The sequence below is a fragment of the Francisella frigiditurris genome, assembly GCF_001880225.1.
GTDB lineage: Bacteria > Pseudomonadota > Gammaproteobacteria > Francisellales > Francisellaceae > Francisella > Francisella frigiditurris.
On record NZ_CP009654.1, the window covers coordinates 365,202 to 386,314 of the forward strand.

Here is a 21,113-nt window from a genome sequence, read left to right on the forward strand (position 1 = left end):
TTACAAGACTTCTTCTCTTGAAGTAAACTCTTTATAACAATTTGGTTCAAATTTATACAAAGCAAAAAGCCCAACAACAGCACTAATACAAATAATCAAGACGGCCATGTAATCAGAAATTTCCTGAGCCAAGTAAAAACATAAGAAAGGTAGCAAGCCCCCAAACACTCCAAAACCTATATTATAAGCTAGAGCAAAGCCACTATACCTCATCTCTTTTGGAAAACTCTCTGCAAAGATAACCATAATTGAACCATAGAATATTCCAAAAATAGCACCCATAACAACAAAGAATAAAATCAATAACTCATGATTTGCTTTATAAATAGCATACATCGGCAATGGCAGAATAATCATTAAAATAAGACCAACAGAAGTTACAGTTTTAATACTAAAGTATTTAGTCAGCCTTGCTGAAAGAATACATGATCCTATAAATATAATTAAACTGATAGTCGTAAGAATGGCCACATTAACATCTTGGTGTAAGATTTTCTTAATAATATTTGGCAAAATAGTTATTTGGAAATATGCAACAACTACACCTGGGAAGCAAAGTAGAACAACAAATAGAATGTTAGCCTTATTCTGCATAATCAATGATGCTAGCTTAATATTACTACTAGGCTTTTTCTCTTCTTCTTCGCCTGAGTGTTTGATAAAGAAAGATAAAATAACTAATAAAATAGCTATTGCAAATAGGATTCTCCAACCACCGTTTGCCATAAACTCTTCTGGGATAAAAAATCTGATAACTTGGAAGCTCACTATAGCTAGCAATATCCCACCAAAAGCACTGGTGATAACATTTGCAGAAGCTTTAGCTTTACCAAAAATAGTGCTTTCAGCTTCCACAAGTATAACAGCCGAGCCACTATACTGACCACCAATGGCAATCCCTTGTATAATCCTAAGAGCAACTAACATCAAAGGAGCTAAAATGCCTATAGTCATATAAGATGGTAAAAATGCTATCCCAACAGTTGGGGCACCCATAAAAAATGCTGCCCATGCAAGTGCTGATGATCTAGATTTTTTATCACCTATATAGCCAAAGATAATGCCACCAAAAGGTCTTGCTAAAAAACCTGCAGCAAAAGCGCCGAAAGCCGCTAAAAAGTTAGCAAATGGGGTATGAAAAGGAAAAAATGTCGCCCCTATATAAGTTGCGCAAAAAGAATATACTGTAAATTCATACCACTCAGCAGAACTCGCTAAAAGGACTAATAATTTTTTCATAAATTTTCATTCAAAGAAAAATAGTTTATAAATCTATAATTATTAATTTTTATTAGAAATGCAATATTATTAAGATTTTTATATGGCTTTTTTCTACTGTGAGCCAAATATTTGGCTCTTCTAATGCTGTTGCATTACTTTTGGGAAAATAGTTTAAGAATTTCTTTTTTATCAGCAACTTTTATACGATAAAGACTTTAATATATTATAGAAATGCTAGATGGAGATAAAATATCTTCATAGGCATAGCCTTCATTGTTGTTTTATTTTCCATTTGTTTTAAGTTACGATAGCGGCAGTTTTGCATAGTAAGTGGCGAAAATTATTACATTTTATAACTTAATAATATTAAAGTTATCAATGTTTACATTTTTGATATCGCTTTTTGCTATAGTCATCACTAAACCTAATGTTAGTAGTATAGTTATTACCATCTTAAACATCTAATCTCTCCTTTTAAATTAATAGTAAATTTATTTTATGGCTGTTTTTAAGATGCTAATTTTTAGTATTGATTCTCCAAATTGCTGTCATATTGCCGTATAATCTAAAATTAAAAAGGAGGCTTTATGGAAAGCTATTATGATAATGATTTCAATAATATTAAGTATTTATATAAATTAGGATCACCTCCTAAAAAGATTCTTGAAGTTCTTAAACTTACTGCTGGGGATGAAGAGTCTTTAAAAGCTTATATTGAAGAAAAATGCAAAAGCAACAAGCTACCCTCTAAAGAAGATTTAGAAATTACAAAAACAACCATTAGGTTTAATATAGAGCAGCTTGAAGAGTTAGATGAGAAAGCACGCCTATACTGCACAAGTAGAGAATCATATATCAAAAACTGTCTATTTGATTATAAATTTTTGCTTGATAAAAAAAGGGAGCGTAACATTTCCTCTATTCTTGGCAGAGGGTTTAGTTTCTATGATTTATTTAGAAACTCTCAATTTCAGGATAACGAAGTTCTTCCAAAATATAAACTATCTAACAATTTTATAGATCAACTTACTATTTCCTTAACATCTCCAAATTTTAAAAATGAAGCTTTCTTAAACTATATGGCTCACTTTTTAAAAAACTATGAGGACTACAAAAACAACCCTGATTATACAAAAACTTATTCTGGTATCAATAAACATATTAAACAAACAGTTCTTTTTAATTCATTAATAGAAATTATAGTACGCCATAATTACTGTCCAGTTGACAAAATTATAGAGATTTATGAAGTTAAGTTTGTTAATAATAGGAACGTTACTGAGCTTAGATTTAATAAAAATATATATGAAGTATAAAACTACTTAAAACTCATGATTAAACTCTAAACACTGTCCTCTTTGATCACTAACAACTTTACCTTTGTGATATTTCACTATGCCATTTACAATTGTAGTCTGAACCTTTGATTGGAAAGTAACATTGTTAAATGGAGTCCAGCCACACTTATAGTGACAACATTCATCTGTAACAGTATGAGGACTGTTTAAATCTACAAGCACTAAATCAGCATGATATCCTTCACGGATAAAGCCACGGTCTTTAACTTTGTATACAATCGCTGGAGCATGAGCTGTCTTTTGCACGACCTGCTCGAGAGTTAAAAAACCTTTGTGATAATGCTCCAATACTGAGATAAGAGCCTGTTCAACAAGTGGAAGACCCGCTGGCGCTTTAAAGTAAGTACCTTGTTTTTCTTCCCAAGTATGTGGTGCATGATCTGTAGCGATTACATCAATAGTATCATTTGCGACACACTCTAGAAGTTTTAAGCGATCGCTCTCTTCTTTAACTGCTGGATTACACTTAATACGTGAACCTTTATCAGCGTAGTCTTTACGTGAGAAAAATAAATGATGGGCGCAAACTTCTGCTGTAATACGCTTTTCTTCAAGTGGAATAGTATTATCAAAATGCACCATCTCTTCAGCTGTAGTTAGATGAAGTACATGCAATCTTGAGTTATATTTCTTTGCCAAGCCTACTGCAAGCTCAGATGATTTAAAGCAAGCCTCACGCGAGCGAATCTCTGGATGTAAATCAAAAGGTACATTTTCACCATATTTCTCACGAGCTTTGTTTTCATTCTCGGTGATCACTGGAGTATCTTCACAATGAGTTACTATAAGTAATGGACTGTTTTTAAAGAAGCCTTCAAGAGTTTCTTTATTATTTACCAACATATTACCAGTTGAAGCACCCATAAAGATCTTGATAGCACAAGCATCATTTGGCTTTAGTCGCTTTAGTTCTTCGACATTATCATTTGTCGCACCTAAATAAAAAGCATAGTTTGCATGTGATCTAGCAGCAGCGCGCTCTTTTTTCTCATCTAAACGTTCAACTACTGTAGTAGCTGGATTTACATTTGGCATCTCCATATATGATGTGATACCACCCATTACAGCAGCACGAGATTCTGACTCGATATCTCCTTTATGCATTAATCCAGGCTCTCTAAAATGCACTTGATCATCTATCATACCCGGCAATAAATGCAAGCCCGTTGCATCGATAGTTTTATCTGCTAATTTATCTATATTTGCAGCAACTTGAGCAATCTTGCCATTCTCTACTAAAACATCAGATTTGAACGTTTTGCCCTCATTCACAACAGTAGCATTTTTTATAAGTATACTTTGATTAGACATATCCAGTTTTCTCCTATTCTTTTCCTATTAGAGAGTATAACAATATCTATAAGTTAAACAAAGATGGTGATTAGACATGAGATAACCTACTCTTTAAACTTATGATTTATACCATGTATGTATCTCACTAGCTCATCTAAAGTACACGTCTTATCTTCGCCCATTATAGGCAATCTAATATATTTACCATCATATCTAAGCTTAACTTTATACATATCATCATCTTTATAAAGCTCTATTTGTAAATTACTTGCATAGCCTGGCGCCTCTTCTAACGGTACACCTAATGTTCCCATAACTTCTAGCAATGTAAGATCATGGCCAGAGTAATATGTCATTTTATATTTTGACTTACCTGTAACCACATCTGCTAGGTCTTGAATCATCATATTAGTCAGTTGTCCACCCATTATGTAAGAAACTTGTTGAGATTTGAATTGCTGAGCGAGTCCCCAGTCTGTTAAATGAATTATTTTATCAGCATCCTCTTGAGATAAGCCCTCTGGTAAAGGTTTATTATGAGCTTTAGCCACAATAAGGACATCCCCAATTGTAAGAACATCATCTAATCCTGTTATTTTATTTCCTAGAATTTTTTGCCATTTTTCAAAGTTTGGCTGCACTTCTTTTGTTTTTTCAATCCAAACTGGTGAATTGTAAACATACTTTTTCAAAATGCCCAAATACTGCTCATATGGAAAACCTATAAGTTTAGAATCTTCTGATAGAGTCATAATAGGTATCGGCTGAAATCTTCCTTTTATAGCAGCCTCACCATTTTCTAAAACCGGGCCAGTTCCAGACGGATAAAGCCCCATCAAAAGACTTTGTGCACTAGTTACAGTTCTATTCGTATGGCTTGATAATACATAGATACTTTGGTTCTCATAATTTTCTGGCAATAGTTCAAGATCTTCCACATATCTTTTTCTAAGCTTCTGGCCAAGGTTATACTCCTCATTCATACCTATAGGAGTAAGCTCTGACAAAGATGTGCCCCAATCATAATTAGCGTTCTGAATATTAGTAAAAGGAGCTCTATCTCCATGACGAGTTATCATTGATACAAAAACTAACTTACCCTGCGAATAGCCTATTATAGGCACCAAAAATACCCATATCATAAATATGGCGATAAACTTTCTCATTATATAGTTACTTGATAAGCATTTAATTTCTGTAATATTAGCACTTTTATAAAATTTGTTAAAAAATTAGAGAGTAGTAAAATTATTTATTTTTAAATATTTGAAAAACACAAAATCTTGGTAAGATCCCATTCTCTATACCTTTTATTAGATAAAAAGGCTCTGTTGCAACTATTCAATAATTTACAGAAAAGCTATTTCTGCTATTCATTAGATAAATTTAGGGCAGTAAACATCAAATAATTCATTTATCAAAATAGCTTCAGATTTATTTCTCATTTTAGTCCAAATATTAAATTGACCTTTTTTGAACATTCTCATCCATTCATAACCTGTGTAGTAGCATTAGCTGTTTTCATAGACTTAAAGCCAAGCATTGGTTTTATTAGCCGTTTTATTTTTCCATGGTCTTGTTCAATTATATTGTTGAGATATTTGACTTTACGATGTTCAATATTTTTATAGTTACTATTCTCATTTTTAAGTTGGGCTATAGCATCATTATAAGCAGGATTCTTATCTGTATTGATTTTGCTAGGTGAATCATATTTATAATAACTCTTCAATGTCTTTGATAGAAAACGTTTAGCTGCCTTAGTATTTCTAGTATGTGATAAATAAAAGTCTACTGTAGAACCATCTTTAGCTATTGCTCTATATAGGTATTTCCACTTACCTTTTACTTTGATATAGGTCTCATCTACTCTTAGTGATTGATAAAAGAATTTACCACGATACCAGCTTAGCTTTTGCTTTAGTTTTGGAGCATATTGAATAACCCATCTATAGATAGTGGTGTGATCAACATTTACACCTCGTTCTTTTAACATCTCTTCTAAATCTCTATAGCTTATGCCATATTTTAAATACCATCTTATTGCCCATAAAATTACTACACCATTAAAATGCTTATATTTAAATTCGTTCATAAAGAGATAAAATCAGATACAATATAATCAAAGTGTAGGAAAATTCTTAAAATTAGTCAAAGTTTGCAACAGAACCGATAAAAAGATCATTCTAAAAATTAAGGACTAAGGAAGTAATTTTATTATAAAAATGCTATCAAAACTACCCTAAAACATAATTTATATAAAACTTAAGTAATCACCCTTTACAGGGAGAGATCAAAAGCCTACAATACTTTCAATTTGTCCATTAGCTTTACAAGAAGGCAATGATAAAAAAACTATCTCACACACTCTTTCTCAAAATCTCTTTTACTACATTAATAAGGTTGTTTTTATGATATTAGCTAACGATATGACTAACGCGATATTGGTTTTCCCTGACGGAACATATTATCTAGGTAGATCCATAGGCGTACGCGGCTGGACAGATGGCGAAATATGCTTTAACACAAGCATGACAGGCTATCAAGAAACTTTAACTGACCCTTCCTATGCTGGACAGATTATTACATTTACCTTTCCTCACATCGGAAATGTAGGAATAAACAATGAGGACAATGAATCATTAGGTGTATTTGCAAAAGGTTTAATTGTTAGAGAAGATCTAACAAGCCCATCAAACTTTAGAGCAAAGAAAAGCATAAATGCTTGGCTAAGAAATAGACACATCGTAGGAATATGTGGTGTAGATACGAGAGCTATAGTTAGAAAGATTCGCAAAGAAGGGGCTGTAAGGGTTGCGATTCTATCAGTAAAACCTGGAGAATTCCTTGATGCTAACTATGCAAAAATCCGTATAAAAAACAAATCAACTCTAGGTGGTAGAGATTTAGCAATAAGCGTAACCACAAACAGAGAATACGAGTGGAATGAGCATACATTCTCACTAGGACAAGAAGTATATAAAAAACAAGAAAGTTATGACTATACAGTTGTAGTTGTTGACTATGGAGTTAAATACAATATTTTGAGAAATCTTGTTGATGCTGGTTTTAAAGTTATAGTAGTTCCAGCAGATAGTACCTATCAAGACATTATGAAACACAATCCAGATGGAGTCTTCTTATCCAATGGTCCTGGAGATCCATTTGCTACAGCTGACTACGCTGTACCTGTTATTAAAAAATTATTAGAAGATAAAATGCCTGTGTTTGGTATTTGCCTAGGGCATCAGCTCATGGCTATTGCGGGCGGCTTAACTACAGAAAAAATGCATAAAGGGCATAGAGGAGCTAACCAACCAGTACAAGATGCTAATACTAAAAAAGTATATATAACAAGCCAAAACCATGGTTTCTGCGTAACTGATGGAGCTGTTCCTGATAATATGGAAGTTAATATGAGCTCATTATTTGACGGTAGTGTTGAAGGAATTAGATTTAAAGATAGACCCGCTTTTGCCGTACAGTACCATCCAGAAAGTTCACCAGGTCCACATGACTGTAAATACCTATTTAAAGAATTTGCTGACATGATTAAAGATAGTAAGAAAGGAATTTAATAGATATGCCAAAAAGAACAGATATAAAAAGTATTTTAGTCCTAGGTGCTGGGCCGATAGTTATAGGTCAAGCATGTGAGTTCGACTACTCAGGAACTCAGGCATGTAAAATATTAAAAGAAGATGGTTATGAGGTTTTCCTTGTAAACTCAAATCCTGCTACTATCATGACTGATCCGACTACTGCAGATAAAATATTTATAGAACCTATAACGGTAGAAAGCGTTGGAAAAATAATAGAAAGAGAAAGACCTGACGCTATTTTACCCACTGTTGGCGGTCAAACTGCTCTTAACTGTGCTCTAGATCTTAATAAGTCAGGCATCCTAGAAAAATACAATGTGAAAATGCTTGGTGCGAATGCTGACTCTATAGACAAAGCTGAAAATAGAGAAAGATTTAATAAAGCAATGGCAAAAATAGGCTTAGATGTCCCTAGAAACGTCGTCGTTCAAACAATGGAACAAGCTTATAAAGCATTAGACGATATTGGATTGCCTGCTATTATTAGACCTTCTTTTACGCTAGGTGGTAGTGGTGGTGGAATTGCTAACACTAAAGAAGAGTTTGAAAAAATTGTAAAAAATGGATTAAAGTTATCACCTACGAATGAAGTGCTTATTGATGAATCTATCCTAGGTTGGAAAGAGTATGAGATGGAAGTAATCCGTGATAAAGCAGATAACTCTATAATAGTTTGTTCTATAGAAAACATAGACCCTATGGGTGTCCATACAGGTGATAGTATTACAGTAGCGCCAGCTCTAACTCTTACAGATAAAGAGTATCAAATAATGAGAGATGCTTCTATCGCCGTTCTAAGAGAAATAGGTGTTGAAACAGGCGGCTCAAATGTTCAGTTCGCAGTAAATCCAGAAACAGGTAAATTAGTAGTTATTGAGATGAATCCTAGAGTATCAAGATCATCTGCTTTAGCATCAAAAGCAACTGGTTACCCTATTGCTAAAGTGGCAGCTAAACTTGCTGTAGGATATACTCTTGATGAGATTGATAACGATATAACAAAAGTTACGCCAGCATCTTTTGAACCTACAATAGATTATATTGTTACAAAAATCCCTCGCTTCACATTTGAGAAATTCCCAGCTACTTCTACAAAATTATCATCACAAATGAAATCTGTTGGTGAAGCTATGTCTATCGGCAGATCATTTGCTGAGAGTTTACAAAAAGGGCTTGTCTCTCTAGAAACTGGGCTGAAAGGCTTAGATGAAATAGAAATACCTGGATATGATCGTAAGAAATCTAAAGAAGAAAATAAAGAGTCCATCATAGAAGCTTTAAAAGAGCTATCTCCTCTAAGACTACTAAGAGTTGCTCAAGCTATAAGATATGGATTAAAAGAAGAAGAAATATATGAAGCTACTAAAATAGATCCTTGGTTTATTGAGCAAATAAAAGAAATTGTACTTGCAGAGAAAAGACTTAAGAGATCTGGGTTACCAAATAGTAAAGAAGAGTTTTCTGTATACAAAAACCTTGGATTCTCGGATGCAAAAATTGCTGAACTAGTAGGAAGAACTGAAAAGTACATAAGAAACTTTAGATTTGGAAAAGAGATATATCCTGTTTACAAAAAAGTTGATACATGTGCATCCGAATTTGAATCAAAATCTTCTTATATGTATTCAACTTATGAACACTACAGCTATGAAGAAATAGTTCGCGAATGTGAATCTGACGTCACAGATAACAAAAAAGTTGTAATCCTTGGCGGTGGTCCTAACCGTATTGGTCAAGGTATTGAGTTTGACTATGCTTGTGTACATGCAGCTAAGGCTCTAAAAGAAGAAAATATTGAAACAATCATGATTAACTGTAATCCCGAAACAGTTTCTACAGATTATGATACTTCCGATAAGTTATATTTTGAGCCTCTATGTGCTGAAAATGTAATAAACATTATCAAGAATGAAATGAGAAAAGGCGAGCTTTTAGGTGTTATTGTTCAGTTTGGTGGACAAACTCCTTTAAAATTAGTTTCAGCACTATATGAAAATAATATTCCTATATTAGGTACTGATCCAGACAAGATTGACTTAGCAGAAGACAGAGAAAGATTTAAAGAGTTGCTTGAAAAAGTAGAGCTAAGACAGCCTGTAAATGCTATCGCATATAGCATCAATGAGCTTGAAAAAAATATAAGTAAAGTTGGCTATCCTGTTGTAGTTAGACCATCAAACGTATTGGGTGGTAGGGCAATGGAAATAGTCCACTCTAAAGAAGAGCTTGATGCTTATATTAAAAATAATGGTAAGTGCATATTAGAAGGCCCTATATTAATAGATAAATTCCTTGAGAATGCTATTGAACTAGATGTTGATGCTTTAGCAGATGGTGAAGAGGTGTTTGTGGCTGGAATTATGGAACACATAGAAGAGGCAGGTATCCACTCTGGAGACTCTGCATGTTCTATACCTACTCGTTCTTTAAGCAAAGAACAAATAGATGAAGTTGTACAAAGTACAATAAAACTTGCTAAAGAACTTGAAGTAGTTGGACTAATGAATGTTCAATTTGCTTATCAAAACGGGCAGCTTTATATAATTGAGGTCAACCCAAGAGCATCTAGAACTGTTCCTTTTGTTGCTAAATCAACAGGAAATAGCGTAGCAAATATAGCTACGAAACTAATGGTTGGAAGAAAACTATCTGAATTTAAATTAAACAGTCCTATACCAAAACATTTCTCTGTAAAAGAAGCTGTGTTTCCTTTCGGAAGATTTGAGGACGTAGACTGTTATTTAGGACCAGAAATGAAATCCACTGGTGAAGCTATGGGGATTGATAAGACTTTTGGAGTAGCTTTTTACAAAGCTCAAGAAATGGCTTTTAATAAACTACCACTAAAAGGTAACATCCTAATTTCTGTAAAAGACCAGGATAAATCTAGAATAATTGAACCTATAAAAGAATTAATAGGATATGGCTTCAATATCTTTGCGACTAAAGGAACTGAAGCTTTCTTAAAAAATAATGGAATAGAATGTAAATTGTTTGATAAAGCATCTGACAATATAGCTAATAGCTCTCTAAAAAACACTGTTAAAGCTATTGAGTCTGGAGAAGTCGATTTACTAATAAATACATCTCTAAGAGAGGAGCTAAAAATAAGCTTAGCCTTAAGAAGAGCTGCGGTAATGAATAGAGTGCCATATATAACTACTATTGGTGGATTTGAAGCTTTTACAACTGCAGTGAAAGACATGAAAGAGATAGGAAATTCTTTCAATGTAAAAACTGTTGATGAATGGATTAGTATTTAATAAATCTATTGAGGACAAACAATGTTATCATTTCAAAAGCTTTTAAAAGGTGAACAAATCAGCAAAGAAGATTTAAAAAAACTCTTTAACCAAGCAGATATATATAAAGACAAATTAGCCAACTCAGAAAGAATTAAAGATTTAGATGGAAAAATTTTAGCCTCTTTATTCTTTGAGCCTAGTACAAGAACAAGATTCTCTTTTGAATCAGCGATGTATAGACTTGGTGGGAATGTAATATCTTTAGAAAATGGTGCTTCAAGCTCAATCAAAAAAGGGGAAACCTTGGATGATACTGGCAGAGTTATAGATCAATATGCTGACATTATAGTAATGAGACATCCTCAGCCAAATAGCGTTGAAGAATTTTCTAAATATGTTAACTCCCCTGTTATAAATGCGGGAGATGGAGAAAATGAGCACCCTACTCAATCACTTGTTGATCTATATACTATATATTCTGAAATAAATACTCTTGATAATCTTAAGGTCGGCGTATTAGGAGACCTTAAATATGGTCGTACAGTACATTCTTTAGTAAAAATATTATCAAACTATAACTGTTCTTTTGAGTTCATTTCTTCAGAAGATCTTAAGATTCCAAATGATATTAAAGAGCTCATAGAAAGAAATGGTAATGAATTTAATGAGCATGAAAAAATAGATCCAAAAGTTATTAACAGCTTAGATGTTCTATATGTAACTAGAGTCCAGCAGGAAAGATTTACATACTATGAAGATTATCTAAAAAATAAAGATCTGTGCTTTTTAGATAGAAAACACATATCTGACCCGAGTAAATTAATAATCCTTCACCCACTACCTCGTGTAGATGAAATGGATAGATCAATAGATAATCTTCCATGCGCAAAACATTTTGATCAGGTGAAGTACAGTATTCCTATAAGAATGTCTTTACTATACCTTTTAGCTTCTCAAAATTAACTATTGTTTTCTGTAGTGTTAGCATTACTCCTTTTATTTTCTTTTCTATCTCTTCTATCCTTTCTATGTTCAACTCTATCTTCCTTAAAAGGTAATACATAATCTCTTTGACTTTTATGAGTTTCTCCTGTGACTTTTTGAGTAGCCTCATTAATAGTACTCGGTTGCGTCTGTGCTCCTTCAGTATCATTAGCCATAGATATATTAATTAATATTAATGACACTAAAGATACGCTTATCATTCTTACAATAAACTTCATACTTTTCTCCTTATTTTAGCTATTTTTCAAATATTAGGTTATAGCCATTTTTTTATTCTAAAATAAACAATCTGACAACAGCTTATTATAAAAATTATTAAACACACTATTAAAAAAGCATATTTATAACCAGCTCCCGGAATACCATTTACATTTATTCCCAACAAACCAGTAATAAAAGTTAAAGGCATAAAAATTATTGCCACTATAGATAAAATATACATTTTCTTATTTATATTCTCCTGCACTAAAGCAAAGAGCTCTTCATGAATAATATTAGCTCTTTCATACTCAGCATTAAGATACTCAACAACTCTAGTACAACTATCTGCTATTTCTCGAAGATGTGCTAAATTTTTCTCATCTAACCAACTTATTTTATCTACTGGGATTCGGTTAATAGCATCTCGCTGAGGTATTAGATAGCGCCTTAATACAATAACTCTGCGACGAATAACATTAAGATTTATGCGATCAGCATTTTTGATGCTCAAGATATGATCTTCTATCTTATCCAACTGATCGTCTAACTCTTTTATTGTTTCAGAAGTTTTATCTATTAACTCTGCCAAAAGATCTTCTAAAAAATCTGCCGAGCTAACTGGACCAGCACCTTGCTTCAAATTATCTAGAATATTATTAATACTTGATAGGCTTCTTCTCTGAACACTTATAATAATATTATCTTTCATCCACAATCTCACTGAGATCATATCTTCTGGTGCAGATTTTTTATTTAAATTTATGCCTCGAAAAGTCGCCAATAAAGCATCTTTATAAACTAATACCCTAGGCCTTGTTTCAAGTGCTGACAATGAATCTTTTACAAAGTCTGGCTCATCTGGAAGAAATTTTTCAAAGAACGGTTTCACCTCTCTAGGAGTTAATCTTATCCATATTAAATCTTTAGTTTTAGTAAAGTTCGCACCAATACTAATATCAACATCCTTAAGTCCTCCATGTCGATCTAAACAATAACAATTTTTACTAAGGATCTCCGTTACTAAAACTTTAGAGTTTTTATTTACTGACATTCTCACTAAACTTTTATCTAGACTTTAGTAAATTATAATCATTTTTCTAAGCTAGTAGCTAACTATATGCTCCAAAATAGATATATCCAATTCCTATAAATCACAAATATTAACTTATCTTTAGACATACTCCCCAATAATAAAGATTAGATATTGATTTTCAGATGTAGTAAAATTTTCTTAAAATTCGTTTAGGTTGTTTTAAAAAAATGAGCTCTTTAGATAGAATAAATCAACACTTTGAAGATAGCATCCAAGCTAAAATTGAAACTGCCAATATATTACCTCCAGCAATTGTACAAGCAGCTAAAGCCATGGTTTCTTGCTTAGAGAATGGCGGTAAAATTCTTGTTTGTGGAAATGGTGGATCAGCTGCTGATGCTCAACACTTTTCTGCAGAATTACTAAACCGCTTCGAAATGGAGAGACCTCCTCTTCCAGCTATTGCCTTAACCACTGATACATCAACGATTACATCAATTGGTAATGACTATGACTATTCACAAATATTTTCTAAACAAGTAGCTGCTCTTGGTAATGAAGGTGACATTTTATTTGCTATTTCAACTAGTGGAAACTCAAGCAATATTGTTAAAGCAATAGAAGAAGCCCATGACTTAGATATGCAAATAGTAGCTATGACAGGAAAAGATGGTGGAGTTATGCGCACTATGTATAAAGATGGAGATATTGAACTAAGAGTTCCTTCTGATGTTACTGCGAGAATTCAAGAAAACCATATACTAATAATTCACTGCCTTTGTGATATTATCGACCAAAAGCTATTTGCTGGCTTAGAAGATTAATAAACAGATTATGAAAAGAAAGCTCTTCATTTTATGCCTTTTAACAGGATTTTCATCACTGACATTAAGTAGTTGCTCATGGGTTCCTGCTTATACAGCACCTGTTCCTCAAGGCAAAGACATAGACAATGATAAAATGCTAGAAATTAAGCCAAATATGACTAAGGATGAAGTCAAATATTTACTTGGATCACCAGATATTGTTGATAGCTTCAACCCAAATCAATTTATATATGTTAATACATATAAAGAACGCATGCAGTATTCTGAATTTAATGAATTAAAGCTTGTTCTAACTTTCAATAATGAAGATAGACTAGTTGGAATTTCAGGAAACTATGCTCCTCCTACGAAAGAGCCAGTATTCTAATTGAAAATATAAATAAATTAAGCTGCTGCAGAAAGAGCTTTGATCTTAGCATTTAGACGAGCTTTATGTCTAGCAGCTTTATTTTTATGAATAAGACCTTTAGCTGCATATCTATCTAATAAAGGAACTGCTTTTGCAAAGTTCTCTTTTGCTACTTCTAAGTTTCCACTCTCAATAGCATATGCTGTTTTCTTTAAAAAAGTTCTCATCATAGAACGACGAGCAACATTATGCTGACGGTTTTTTTCAGCTTGAACTATTCTTTTTTTTGCTTGTTTTGAGTTAGCCAATTTTCTTCTCCAATTTATTCTTAAATATTTAATTCTATATATCGTTTCTTGGGAAATATATAACAAGAAACTAATTTTTTATTATAAATAGCTCCACTATTTTGCATATAATCTTTTTTTTTGTCAACAATAAATACTCAAATGTGTATAAGTTAAAGCCTCTACAGAGTCATAAGTTTTCTTTTTATAGGAGAAAGCTTAAATGAAACAAGTGAGAAAATAATAATTGCCAAACCAATATAAAGAAAAAAGTTTGTATAATTTATCAAAGACATTTGTTGTGTCATTACAGCAACCTTACTTTTATCTACTGCTGTTAATTGAGCTATTAATCCACCAAGTATTGAAGCAAACGCTAAGAAAACCCACCATACGCCTATCATAAAACCATTAAATTTTGCAGGAGCCAATCTTGCAAACATAGATAGTCCTATTGCAGATATTAAAAGCTCTCCTAAAGATTGAAAGCCATAGCTTGCAATCAACCAGTAAGCTGATACAATGCCGTCTACAGCTGCAAATTTTGAAGCATACAATAAAACATATGAAAATCCTATCAGAAATAATCCCGTAGAAAACTTACTATATAAAGTTAAGCTAAATTTAGTTTCATTTGAGCGAACATAGTAAAAAGCCAATAATGGACTTAATATAAATATCCATAAAGGGTTAAGTGCCTGAAATGTCTCTGGAGCAATAGAAACACCAAAAACAGAATGACTAGCATTTTTAATCGTAAATAGATTTATAGATGAAGCCATTTGTATATATGAAATCTTATAAACGATAGCCTCTCCCATTAATATCAAAGCCAACATCATCTTATAGAAGAAGCCTTCTTTCTTATATAAAAAGGCTATATATAAATAAACTAACAAACATATAAGGAATGTTACCGTTACTATTAACTTAGCAATAATTAAATAGCCTAATAAATACTTAGTAATACATATCATTATTACCACGCCCACTATAACCCAAAATAGATATTTATAATTTAACTTTTTACTGCCCGCATAAGTGGAAAGATTCTTCATTGTAAAATAAAAACCCACAAATGTAGTAATAGCAAGAACAAGAGCCAATGCTATAACAATAAAACTTGCTGAATAGCCAAAGCTCTTAGCTAAGTTTGGAATAAATATTATCCCAAGCAATGAACCTATATTAATAGACATATAAAATAGAGTAAAAGCATTGCTAATCATGCCATAGTCATAGCCTTCATAACACTTTGATAACAAACTTGTTGGGTTAGATTTAAAAAGTCCTGTACCAATACAAATAAATGATAATCCCCAAAAAGTTGCTTCTTGAGTTTGTAATATTAATAAAAGGTAACCACATAAAAGTAGAATAAGTCCAAAAACTATAGTCCTTTTGGCTCCAAGTACTAAATCACCTATATAACCGCCTATTACAATAAATGCATACACTAAAGCAGCAAACGTTGCATAAGTCGCTATTGCATGGCTTTCACTTAACTGAATGTTGCCAGTTTGAAGATACACTACTAATATAGAGATTAAAGCTTGGTAACCAAATCTTTCCCATATTTCTAGCATAAAAATAGTATAGAAAGCTTTTGGCTGATTAAAAAAATTTAACATTATTTTTTTACAAATTAAAAACACATCTGATTATTATATAACTTTTTTCTAAAGCTTGGTATTTCTCTCTCCAAACAGCAGGAAAGTAATCATTTTGCTATAGAAATCCAGACAACTTGTAAAACTTAGTTCATATATATTTATCCTAATTCATTAATCACTTTATTTTATTAAAGCTTAGCACCTACATTTTAATTACGATTTATAGCATAATAGATAACTAATTAGTTATTAGGCTACATATAAAATTATACATAATGAAAAATATTAGAAACTTCTCAATTATTGCACATATTGACCATGGCAAATCTACACTTTCTGATAGGTTTATACAGGTATGTAATGGACTTTCAGAAAGAGAGATGAAAGAGCAAGTTCTTGACTCTATGGATATAGAAAGAGAAAGAGGGATTACAATAAAAGCTCAGTCAGTGACCTTGGATTACCTTGCAAAAAATGGTGAAACATACCAATTAAACTTTATTGACACTCCCGGGCATGTAGATTTCTCCTATGAAGTATCTAGATCTTTGGCTGCGTGTGAAGGAGCTCTGCTAGTAGTCGATGCCGCTCAAGGTGTAGAGGCTCAAACAGTTGCTAACTGTTATACAGCTATAGAACAAAATTTAGAAGTCATTCCTATATTAAATAAAATAGACCTCCCATCAGCAGATCCTGACAAAGTTTCTGAAGAAATAGAAGAAATAATAGGTATTGAAGCGACTGGTGCTACAACATGTAGTGCTAAAACAGGACTTGGTGTTGAGGATGTTTTAGAAACTATTGTTGCAAAAGTGCCCCCACCTCAAGGTGATGTAAATGCAAAATTACAGGCTCTTATTATCGACTCATGGTTCGATAACTACTTAGGAGTAGTATCATTAGTTAGAATTAAAAATGGTACATTAAAAGCTGGTGACAAGATAAAGGTCATGTCAACAGGTGTTTCTCATCAAGTTGATAGACTCGGTGTTTTCACCCCTAAAATGAAAGATTTAGATCATTTAAAGGCTGGTGAAGTTGGTTTTATAGTAGCTGGAATAAAAGATATTCATGGCGCGCCAGTTGGAGATACTTTGACTTTAACACATAACCCAACAGATAAACCTGTACCAGGATTTAAAAAAGTTCAACCTCAAGTATATGCTGGGATGTTTACTATAAGTTCAGATGACTATCCGGCTTTCCGTGAAGCTTTAGAGAAACTTAGCTTAAATGATGCTTCTTTATTTTTTGAACCAGAAACATCTCAAGCGTTAGGTTTTGGATTTAGATGTGGCTTCTTAGGAATGCTTCATATGGAGATTATCCAAGAAAGACTTGAAAGAGAATATGATTTAGACCTTATAACATCTGCACCTACAGTCGTTTATAAAGCTGTTAAGAAAGATGGTGAAGTTATCCAAGTTGATAATCCATCAAAGCTCCCTGATCCTGGTTCAATTGATGAAATTCAAGAGCCTATTGTTAGAGCAAATATACTTGTGCCTAAAGATCAAGTAGGAAGCGTTATAACTCTTTGTATAGAGAAAAGAGGTATACAAGTTGATATGAATTATGTAGGTAGCCAAGTATCTATTACTTATGACCTCCCTATGATTGAAGTAGTTTCAGACTTTTTTGATACTTTAAAGTCTGTAACAAAAGGTTATGGCTCTTTAGATTATGAATTACATCGTTATGAACCGGCAAACATGGTGAGGCTAGATGTACTTATTAATGGAGATAAGGTTGATGCTTTGGCTAGTATTGTTCATAAAGATCAAGCTAAATATAAAGGTAGAGAATTAGTAGAGAGGCTTAAAGAGCTAATCCCAAGGCAAATGTTTGAAGTTGCTATACAAGCTGCCATCGGAGGCACAGTTGTCGCAAGAAGTACTGTAAAAGCGCTTAGAAAAAACGTACTTGCAAAATGCTATGGTGGAGATGTTTCTCGTAAAAGAAAACTTTTAGAGAAGCAAAAAGCAGGTAAAAAGAGAATGAAAAATATTGGTTCAGTAGAAATTCCTCAAGAGGCTTTCTTATCTGTACTAAAAAAATAATAGGACTATTATTGTGACAAAAAAAGTAATAGTAGGAATTTCTGGAGGCGTAGATTCTTCCGTTTCAGCACTTTTATTAAAACAGCAAGGTTACGATGTAACTGGTGTTTTCATGAAGAACTGGGAAGAAGATGATACAGATGAATTCTGTTCTGCATCAGAAGATATAAAAGATGCTGAAGCTGTTTGTAATTCTATTGGCATTCCTTTTAAGAAAATAAATTTTGCTGCAGAATACTGGGATAATGTATTTGAGCATTTCCTAACTGAATACAAAGCTGGTAGAACTCCAAATCCAGATATCTTATGCAATAAAGAAATTAAATTTAAAGCATTTTTAAGTTACGTGAAACTACTTGGTGGAGACTATATTGCTACTGGACATTACGCAAGATGTCAAAAAGCAGAAGATGGAACTTATCAATTAGTAAAAGGGCTTGATGATAATAAGGATCAAACCTACTTTTTATACACTCTAGGACAAGAGCAACTTTCTCAAACATTATTTCCTATTGGCGAGATATGTAAGGATAAAGTTAGAGAAATTGCTAAAGAGAATAACCTAGTTACTTTCGACAAAAAAGATAGTACTGGCATCTGTTTTATAGGTGAGAGAAAGTTTAAAGAATTCTTGTCTAAATACCTTCCTGCGCAACCTGGTGAAATACATGATGAAAACGGTATCAAAATAGGCTCGCATGATGGGCTTATGTACTACACCATAGGTCAAAGACAAGGTTTAGGTATTGGTGGAGTCAAGAATCGTCCAGAGATACCTTGGTTTGCAGCAAGTAAAGATTTAAAAAACAATATTCTTATAGCTGTTCAAGGACATAATCATCCTTTACTATTTAAACAAAATTTACATGCTATTAACTTAAACTGGGTAGCTGGTCATCCTCCAGCAAAAAGCTTCGAATGTTCTGCAAAAATTAGATATAGACAAAAAGATCAAAAATGTTCTGTTATATTAAATGATGATAATTCTGTAAACGTTCAATTTAATGAACCTCAAAGGGCTATTACACCAGGTCAATCTATAGTATTTTATGATAAAGATATTTGCTTAGGTGGTGGAATAATAACTGACTAATTCAGAAAAGAGTTAAAAAAATTAAGATTGAACAACCTCTTCACTACTTCCACTCGAAACTACTTTTGCTTGCGCAGTTGAAACCTTAAGGGTTAGCTGCAGCTTTCTCCGACTCTGTTTCATTAGTATTTGCTGGCTTACCATCTACGATTTCTCCTAAATAGTTAGTAACTTCTTTTTTCACAACAGTATTTTTCTTCTCTATTTTTGTCTGAAGTTTTTTAACTTGCTTAACCGCTGAGTTAGTCATATGTAAATATAAATATTCTGGATCAACTATAAATGGCTCAAGAATAGTGTTAGCATTACTACTTTCAGCAATAGCTGGGAAACTCACAACATAGAATACTTTAATTTCTCTATGTCCGTTACTTGAAACTATTGTACCAACCAAGTCTGCAGCTAGCTTATATTTATCTTTAACTAAAGCATATTCTTTCTCTCTATCTACAACAACTTGTTTAATAGGAGTTGCTTTAATTGTTCCTATATCTATAGATTTTCTGATAGTTGTAATACCAGCTTTATCAAGATCACCTATCCTATTATTACCATAATTATCTTGAGACAGTTTAGTATCTATATCTATCATCTTAGCTAAAGCTTGCTCTCTAAATTGCTCAGCCTCTTCTAGTGTAAAGGCAATACAAGTACCTGAATAATCCTTCTCAAAACATCCATGTCTCTTATCAACTAACATAAACATTTTTCTTGTTTTGTCATAATACAATTGATAATTAGGAGTATTAACCCCATGACCAAGATATACAAACTTATCTTTGGTTAATAAATTTCCACAAGAGGTTAGCCCTAACATTAAGGATAATATAAATAAACCTCTGAGCATTTTTCTCATAAAATTCTCCTCTTACAAAAAGTGAGACGCGCCCCATAATTTTTGCCTAGTAAAAAGCAAAAGTAAAGTAAAAAACCAATTTTAGGATAAAGAATTTCTATTATTTATAGTGAAGAGTTAGTTACCATTAGTTTCTTATATTTTTTTTCTATCATTTGCCTCTTTAAAGGACCTAGATGATCAAAATATGTAATGCCATTTAAATGATCTATTTCATGTTGAATGCAACGAGCTAAATAGCCCTCTTGTTCCATAATATATTCTTCACCGAACTCATTTAAAGCTTTCATCTTTACTTTAGTAGCTCTTTTAACTTTTGCTGAAACGCCAGGGAATGATAAACAACCTTCTTCATCAATTATTGTTCCTTCTTTTTCTATAATTTCTGGATTTATAGCCACAACAATATTTGGAGAATCTGTTTCTATATTATCAAGCATTATAAAAAATCTTTTCTTTATACCAACCTGAATAGCCGCTAACCCAACGCCTCTAGCATCATCCATCAATCCAGCCATTTCATTAAAAATTTCTCTCAATGAATCATTTATTTCTTCTTTTGATACAGGTTCTGCAACCTCTTTCAAAAAAGGATGAGGATACTCTAAAATTTCTAAAGCCATCTTTTTCCTCTATTTTTTTATTATCTCTTCTTTTATTTTAGCCATTGTAATAGCTGCTTGTACACAGTATTTACCCTTATGTCCTTTTTTACCTCCCACTCTTTCTAAAGCTTGCTCTTTATTATGAGTTGTTAAAATACCAAATATAACTGGCAGATCATACTTGAGCATAACCTCTTGAGTACCATAACTAACTTGATCACAGACATAATCATAATGGTCTGTTTCACCACGAATTACACAACCAAGTAGTACAACCGCATCATATTTACCTGTTTTTGCTAAAAGGTTTGCAACAAAAGGTAACTCTACTGCACCAGGAACTTTTCTAACTTCAATTTGGCTATCTGCTAAGCCCTGAGCCTTTGCTTCTTCTAAAGCACCTTCTAACATTTTATCTGTAATTAAAGAATTAAACTCACTTACTACTATTGCTAATTTATTCAT

General features: G+C 32.7%; 18 protein-coding genes and 1 pseudogene. 8 read left to right on the forward strand and 11 right to left on the reverse strand.

Translation table 11 applies throughout. The features are described 5' to 3' along the window. Positions 1 to 1,239 carry an MFS transporter gene (locus tag KX01_RS01900; RefSeq protein WP_071663381.1) on the reverse strand — a complete coding sequence of 413 codons (1,239 nt, stop codon included), beginning with the start codon at positions 1,237 to 1,239 and terminating at the stop codon, positions 1 to 3. 569 nt (positions 1,240 to 1,808) lie between these two features. On the opposite strand from KX01_RS01900, the gene KX01_RS01905 reads away from it, so the two are divergent. Next, a complete protein-coding gene (locus KX01_RS01905; protein WP_071663382.1) occupies positions 1,809 to 2,537 on the forward strand; it encodes a hypothetical protein in 729 nt (242 codons plus the stop codon). Positions 2,538 to 2,543: 6 nt separating this feature from the next. Here the strand turns inward: KX01_RS01905 and KX01_RS01910 are convergent, their stop codons facing one another. The 3 genes and pseudogenes from KX01_RS01910 to KX01_RS01920 form a co-directional block, all read right to left on the reverse strand. Further along, a complete protein-coding gene (locus tag KX01_RS01910) occupies positions 2,544 to 3,890 on the reverse strand; it encodes a dihydroorotase (RefSeq protein WP_071663383.1) in 1,347 nt (448 codons plus the stop codon). Between the two features lie 86 nt (positions 3,891 to 3,976). Continuing rightward, positions 3,977 to 5,038, reverse strand: a complete 1,062-nt coding sequence (locus KX01_RS01915; protein WP_071663384.1) for a histidine phosphatase family protein — start codon at positions 5,036 to 5,038, stop codon at positions 3,977 to 3,979. 210 nt (positions 5,039 to 5,248) lie between these two features. Next, positions 5,249 to 5,967 (reverse strand): annotated as a pseudogene (locus tag KX01_RS01920) (IS6 family transposase). A 316-nt stretch (positions 5,968 to 6,283) separates the two neighbouring features. Here KX01_RS01920 and carA point away from each other — a divergent pair. Genes carA through pyrB form a run of 3 tightly spaced genes read left to right on the forward strand, consistent with a single transcriptional unit; the run spans position 6,284 to position 11,682 of the window. Continuing rightward, complete coding sequence (gene carA / locus KX01_RS01925) at positions 6,284 to 7,450, forward strand: glutamine-hydrolyzing carbamoyl-phosphate synthase small subunit (protein WP_071663386.1); 1,167 nt, start codon at positions 6,284 to 6,286, stop codon at positions 7,448 to 7,450. Positions 7,451 to 7,455: 5 nt separating this feature from the next. Beyond that, positions 7,456 to 10,737 carry a carbamoyl-phosphate synthase large subunit gene (carB, locus tag KX01_RS01930; protein WP_071663387.1) on the forward strand — a complete coding sequence of 1,094 codons (3,282 nt, stop codon included), beginning with the start codon at positions 7,456 to 7,458 and terminating at the stop codon, positions 10,735 to 10,737. Positions 10,738 to 10,758: 21 nt separating this feature from the next. Then, on the forward strand, positions 10,759 to 11,682 hold the full coding sequence (gene pyrB / locus KX01_RS01935; RefSeq protein ID WP_071663388.1) for an aspartate carbamoyltransferase: 924 nt from the start codon (positions 10,759 to 10,761) through the stop codon (positions 11,680 to 11,682). On the opposite strand, the gene KX01_RS01940 is transcribed toward pyrB, so the two are convergent. Together KX01_RS01940 and KX01_RS01945 are read right to left on the reverse strand one after the other, a co-directional pair. After that, positions 11,679 to 11,942 (reverse strand): hypothetical protein, encoded by a 264-nt coding sequence (locus KX01_RS01940; RefSeq protein ID WP_071663389.1) that lies wholly within the window; start codon positions 11,940 to 11,942, stop codon positions 11,679 to 11,681. The genes pyrB and KX01_RS01940 overlap by 4 nt on opposite strands. Before the next feature lie 38 nt (positions 11,943 to 11,980). After that, the gene (locus KX01_RS01945; protein ID WP_071663390.1) at positions 11,981 to 12,976 is read right to left on the reverse strand and encodes a CorA family divalent cation transporter; all 996 of its coding nucleotides are present in this window, start codon (positions 12,974 to 12,976) and stop codon (positions 11,981 to 11,983) included. Between the two features lie 209 nt (positions 12,977 to 13,185). Here KX01_RS01945 and KX01_RS01950 point away from each other — a divergent pair, with 209 nt between their 5' ends. Further along, positions 13,186 to 13,782 carry a phosphoheptose isomerase gene (locus tag KX01_RS01950; protein WP_071663391.1) on the forward strand — a complete coding sequence of 199 codons (597 nt, stop codon included), beginning with the start codon at positions 13,186 to 13,188 and terminating at the stop codon, positions 13,780 to 13,782. A 10-nt stretch (positions 13,783 to 13,792) separates the two neighbouring features. Next, positions 13,793 to 14,152, forward strand: coding sequence for an outer membrane protein assembly factor BamE (locus KX01_RS01955; protein WP_071663392.1), 360 nt, complete (start codon positions 13,793 to 13,795; stop codon positions 14,150 to 14,152). A gap of 17 nt (positions 14,153 to 14,169) precedes the next feature. On the opposite strand, the gene rpsT is transcribed toward KX01_RS01955, so the two are convergent. Both rpsT and KX01_RS01965 read right to left on the reverse strand, forming a co-directional pair. Beyond that, positions 14,170 to 14,442, reverse strand: a complete 273-nt coding sequence (rpsT, locus tag KX01_RS01960) for a 30S ribosomal protein S20 (RefSeq protein ID WP_071663393.1) — start codon at positions 14,440 to 14,442, stop codon at positions 14,170 to 14,172. 161 nt (positions 14,443 to 14,603) lie between these two features. After that, positions 14,604 to 16,007 (reverse strand): oligopeptide:H+ symporter, encoded by a 1,404-nt coding sequence (locus KX01_RS01965; RefSeq protein ID WP_232223347.1) that lies wholly within the window; start codon positions 16,005 to 16,007, stop codon positions 14,604 to 14,606. Between the two features lie 302 nt (positions 16,008 to 16,309). Between KX01_RS01965 and lepA the strand changes: the two genes are divergently transcribed. Continuing rightward, positions 16,310 to 18,094 (forward strand): translation elongation factor 4, encoded by a 1,785-nt coding sequence (lepA, locus tag KX01_RS01970; RefSeq protein ID WP_071663395.1) that lies wholly within the window; start codon positions 16,310 to 16,312, stop codon positions 18,092 to 18,094. A gap of 10 nt (positions 18,095 to 18,104) precedes the next feature. Further along, positions 18,105 to 19,187 (forward strand): tRNA 2-thiouridine(34) synthase MnmA, encoded by a 1,083-nt coding sequence (gene mnmA / locus KX01_RS01975; protein ID WP_071663396.1) that lies wholly within the window; start codon positions 18,105 to 18,107, stop codon positions 19,185 to 19,187. A gap of 85 nt (positions 19,188 to 19,272) precedes the next feature. Here mnmA and KX01_RS01980 read toward each other — a convergent pair whose 3' ends face one another. The 3 genes from KX01_RS01980 to ribH all read right to left on the reverse strand — a co-directional run bounded on the left by KX01_RS01980 (position 19,273) and on the right by ribH (position 21,113). After that, positions 19,273 to 20,043: an FTN_0109 family protein gene (locus tag KX01_RS01980; RefSeq protein WP_071663397.1), complete on the reverse strand. Its 771-nt coding sequence runs from the start codon at positions 20,041 to 20,043 to the stop codon at positions 19,273 to 19,275. Positions 20,044 to 20,147: 104 nt separating this feature from the next. Next, complete coding sequence (gene def, locus KX01_RS01985; protein ID WP_071663398.1) at positions 20,148 to 20,666, reverse strand: peptide deformylase; 519 nt, start codon at positions 20,664 to 20,666, stop codon at positions 20,148 to 20,150. A 9-nt stretch (positions 20,667 to 20,675) separates the two neighbouring features. After that, positions 20,676 to 21,113: a 6,7-dimethyl-8-ribityllumazine synthase gene (ribH, locus tag KX01_RS01990; RefSeq protein ID WP_071663399.1), complete on the reverse strand. Its 438-nt coding sequence runs from the start codon at positions 21,111 to 21,113 to the stop codon at positions 20,676 to 20,678.

What these genes read in the sequence shown, in the direction of transcription:
- KX01_RS01950 (WP_071663391.1), top strand. Translation starts at nt 13,186, where the DNA reads ATGAGCTCTTTAGATAGAATAAATCAACACTTTGAAGATAGCATCCAA.
- lepA (WP_071663395.1), top strand. Translation starts at nt 16,310, where the DNA reads ATGAAAAATATTAGAAACTTCTCAATTATTGCACATATTGACCATGGC.
- KX01_RS01915 (WP_071663384.1), bottom strand. Translation starts at nt 5,038, where the DNA reads ATGAGAAAGTTTATCGCCATATTTATGATATGGGTATTTTTGGTGCCT.
- KX01_RS01910 (WP_071663383.1), bottom strand. Translation starts at nt 3,890, where the DNA reads ATGTCTAATCAAAGTATACTTATAAAAAATGCTACTGTTGTGAATGAG.
- pyrB (WP_071663388.1), top strand. Translation starts at nt 10,759, where the DNA reads ATGTTATCATTTCAAAAGCTTTTAAAAGGTGAACAAATCAGCAAAGAA.
- def (WP_071663398.1), bottom strand. Translation starts at nt 20,666, where the DNA reads ATGGCTTTAGAAATTTTAGAGTATCCTCATCCTTTTTTGAAAGAGGTT.
- KX01_RS01955 (WP_071663392.1), top strand. Translation starts at nt 13,793, where the DNA reads ATGAAAAGAAAGCTCTTCATTTTATGCCTTTTAACAGGATTTTCATCA.
- KX01_RS01940 (WP_071663389.1), bottom strand. Translation starts at nt 11,942, where the DNA reads ATGAAGTTTATTGTAAGAATGATAAGCGTATCTTTAGTGTCATTAATA.
- KX01_RS01905 (WP_071663382.1), top strand. Translation starts at nt 1,809, where the DNA reads ATGGAAAGCTATTATGATAATGATTTCAATAATATTAAGTATTTATAT.
- KX01_RS01900 (WP_071663381.1), bottom strand. Translation starts at nt 1,239, where the DNA reads ATGAAAAAATTATTAGTCCTTTTAGCGAGTTCTGCTGAGTGGTATGAA.
- KX01_RS01980 (WP_071663397.1), bottom strand. Translation starts at nt 20,043, where the DNA reads ATGAGAAAAATGCTCAGAGGTTTATTTATATTATCCTTAATGTTAGGG.
- carA (WP_071663386.1), top strand. Translation starts at nt 6,284, where the DNA reads ATGATATTAGCTAACGATATGACTAACGCGATATTGGTTTTCCCTGAC.
- carB (WP_071663387.1), top strand. Translation starts at nt 7,456, where the DNA reads ATGCCAAAAAGAACAGATATAAAAAGTATTTTAGTCCTAGGTGCTGGG.
- ribH (WP_071663399.1), bottom strand. Translation starts at nt 21,113, where the DNA reads ATGAATAAATTAGCAATAGTAGTAAGTGAGTTTAATTCTTTAATTACA.
- KX01_RS01945 (WP_071663390.1), bottom strand. Translation starts at nt 12,976, where the DNA reads ATGTCAGTAAATAAAAACTCTAAAGTTTTAGTAACGGAGATCCTTAGT.
- KX01_RS01965 (WP_232223347.1), bottom strand. Translation starts at nt 16,007, where the DNA reads ATGCTAGAAATATGGGAAAGATTTGGTTACCAAGCTTTAATCTCTATA.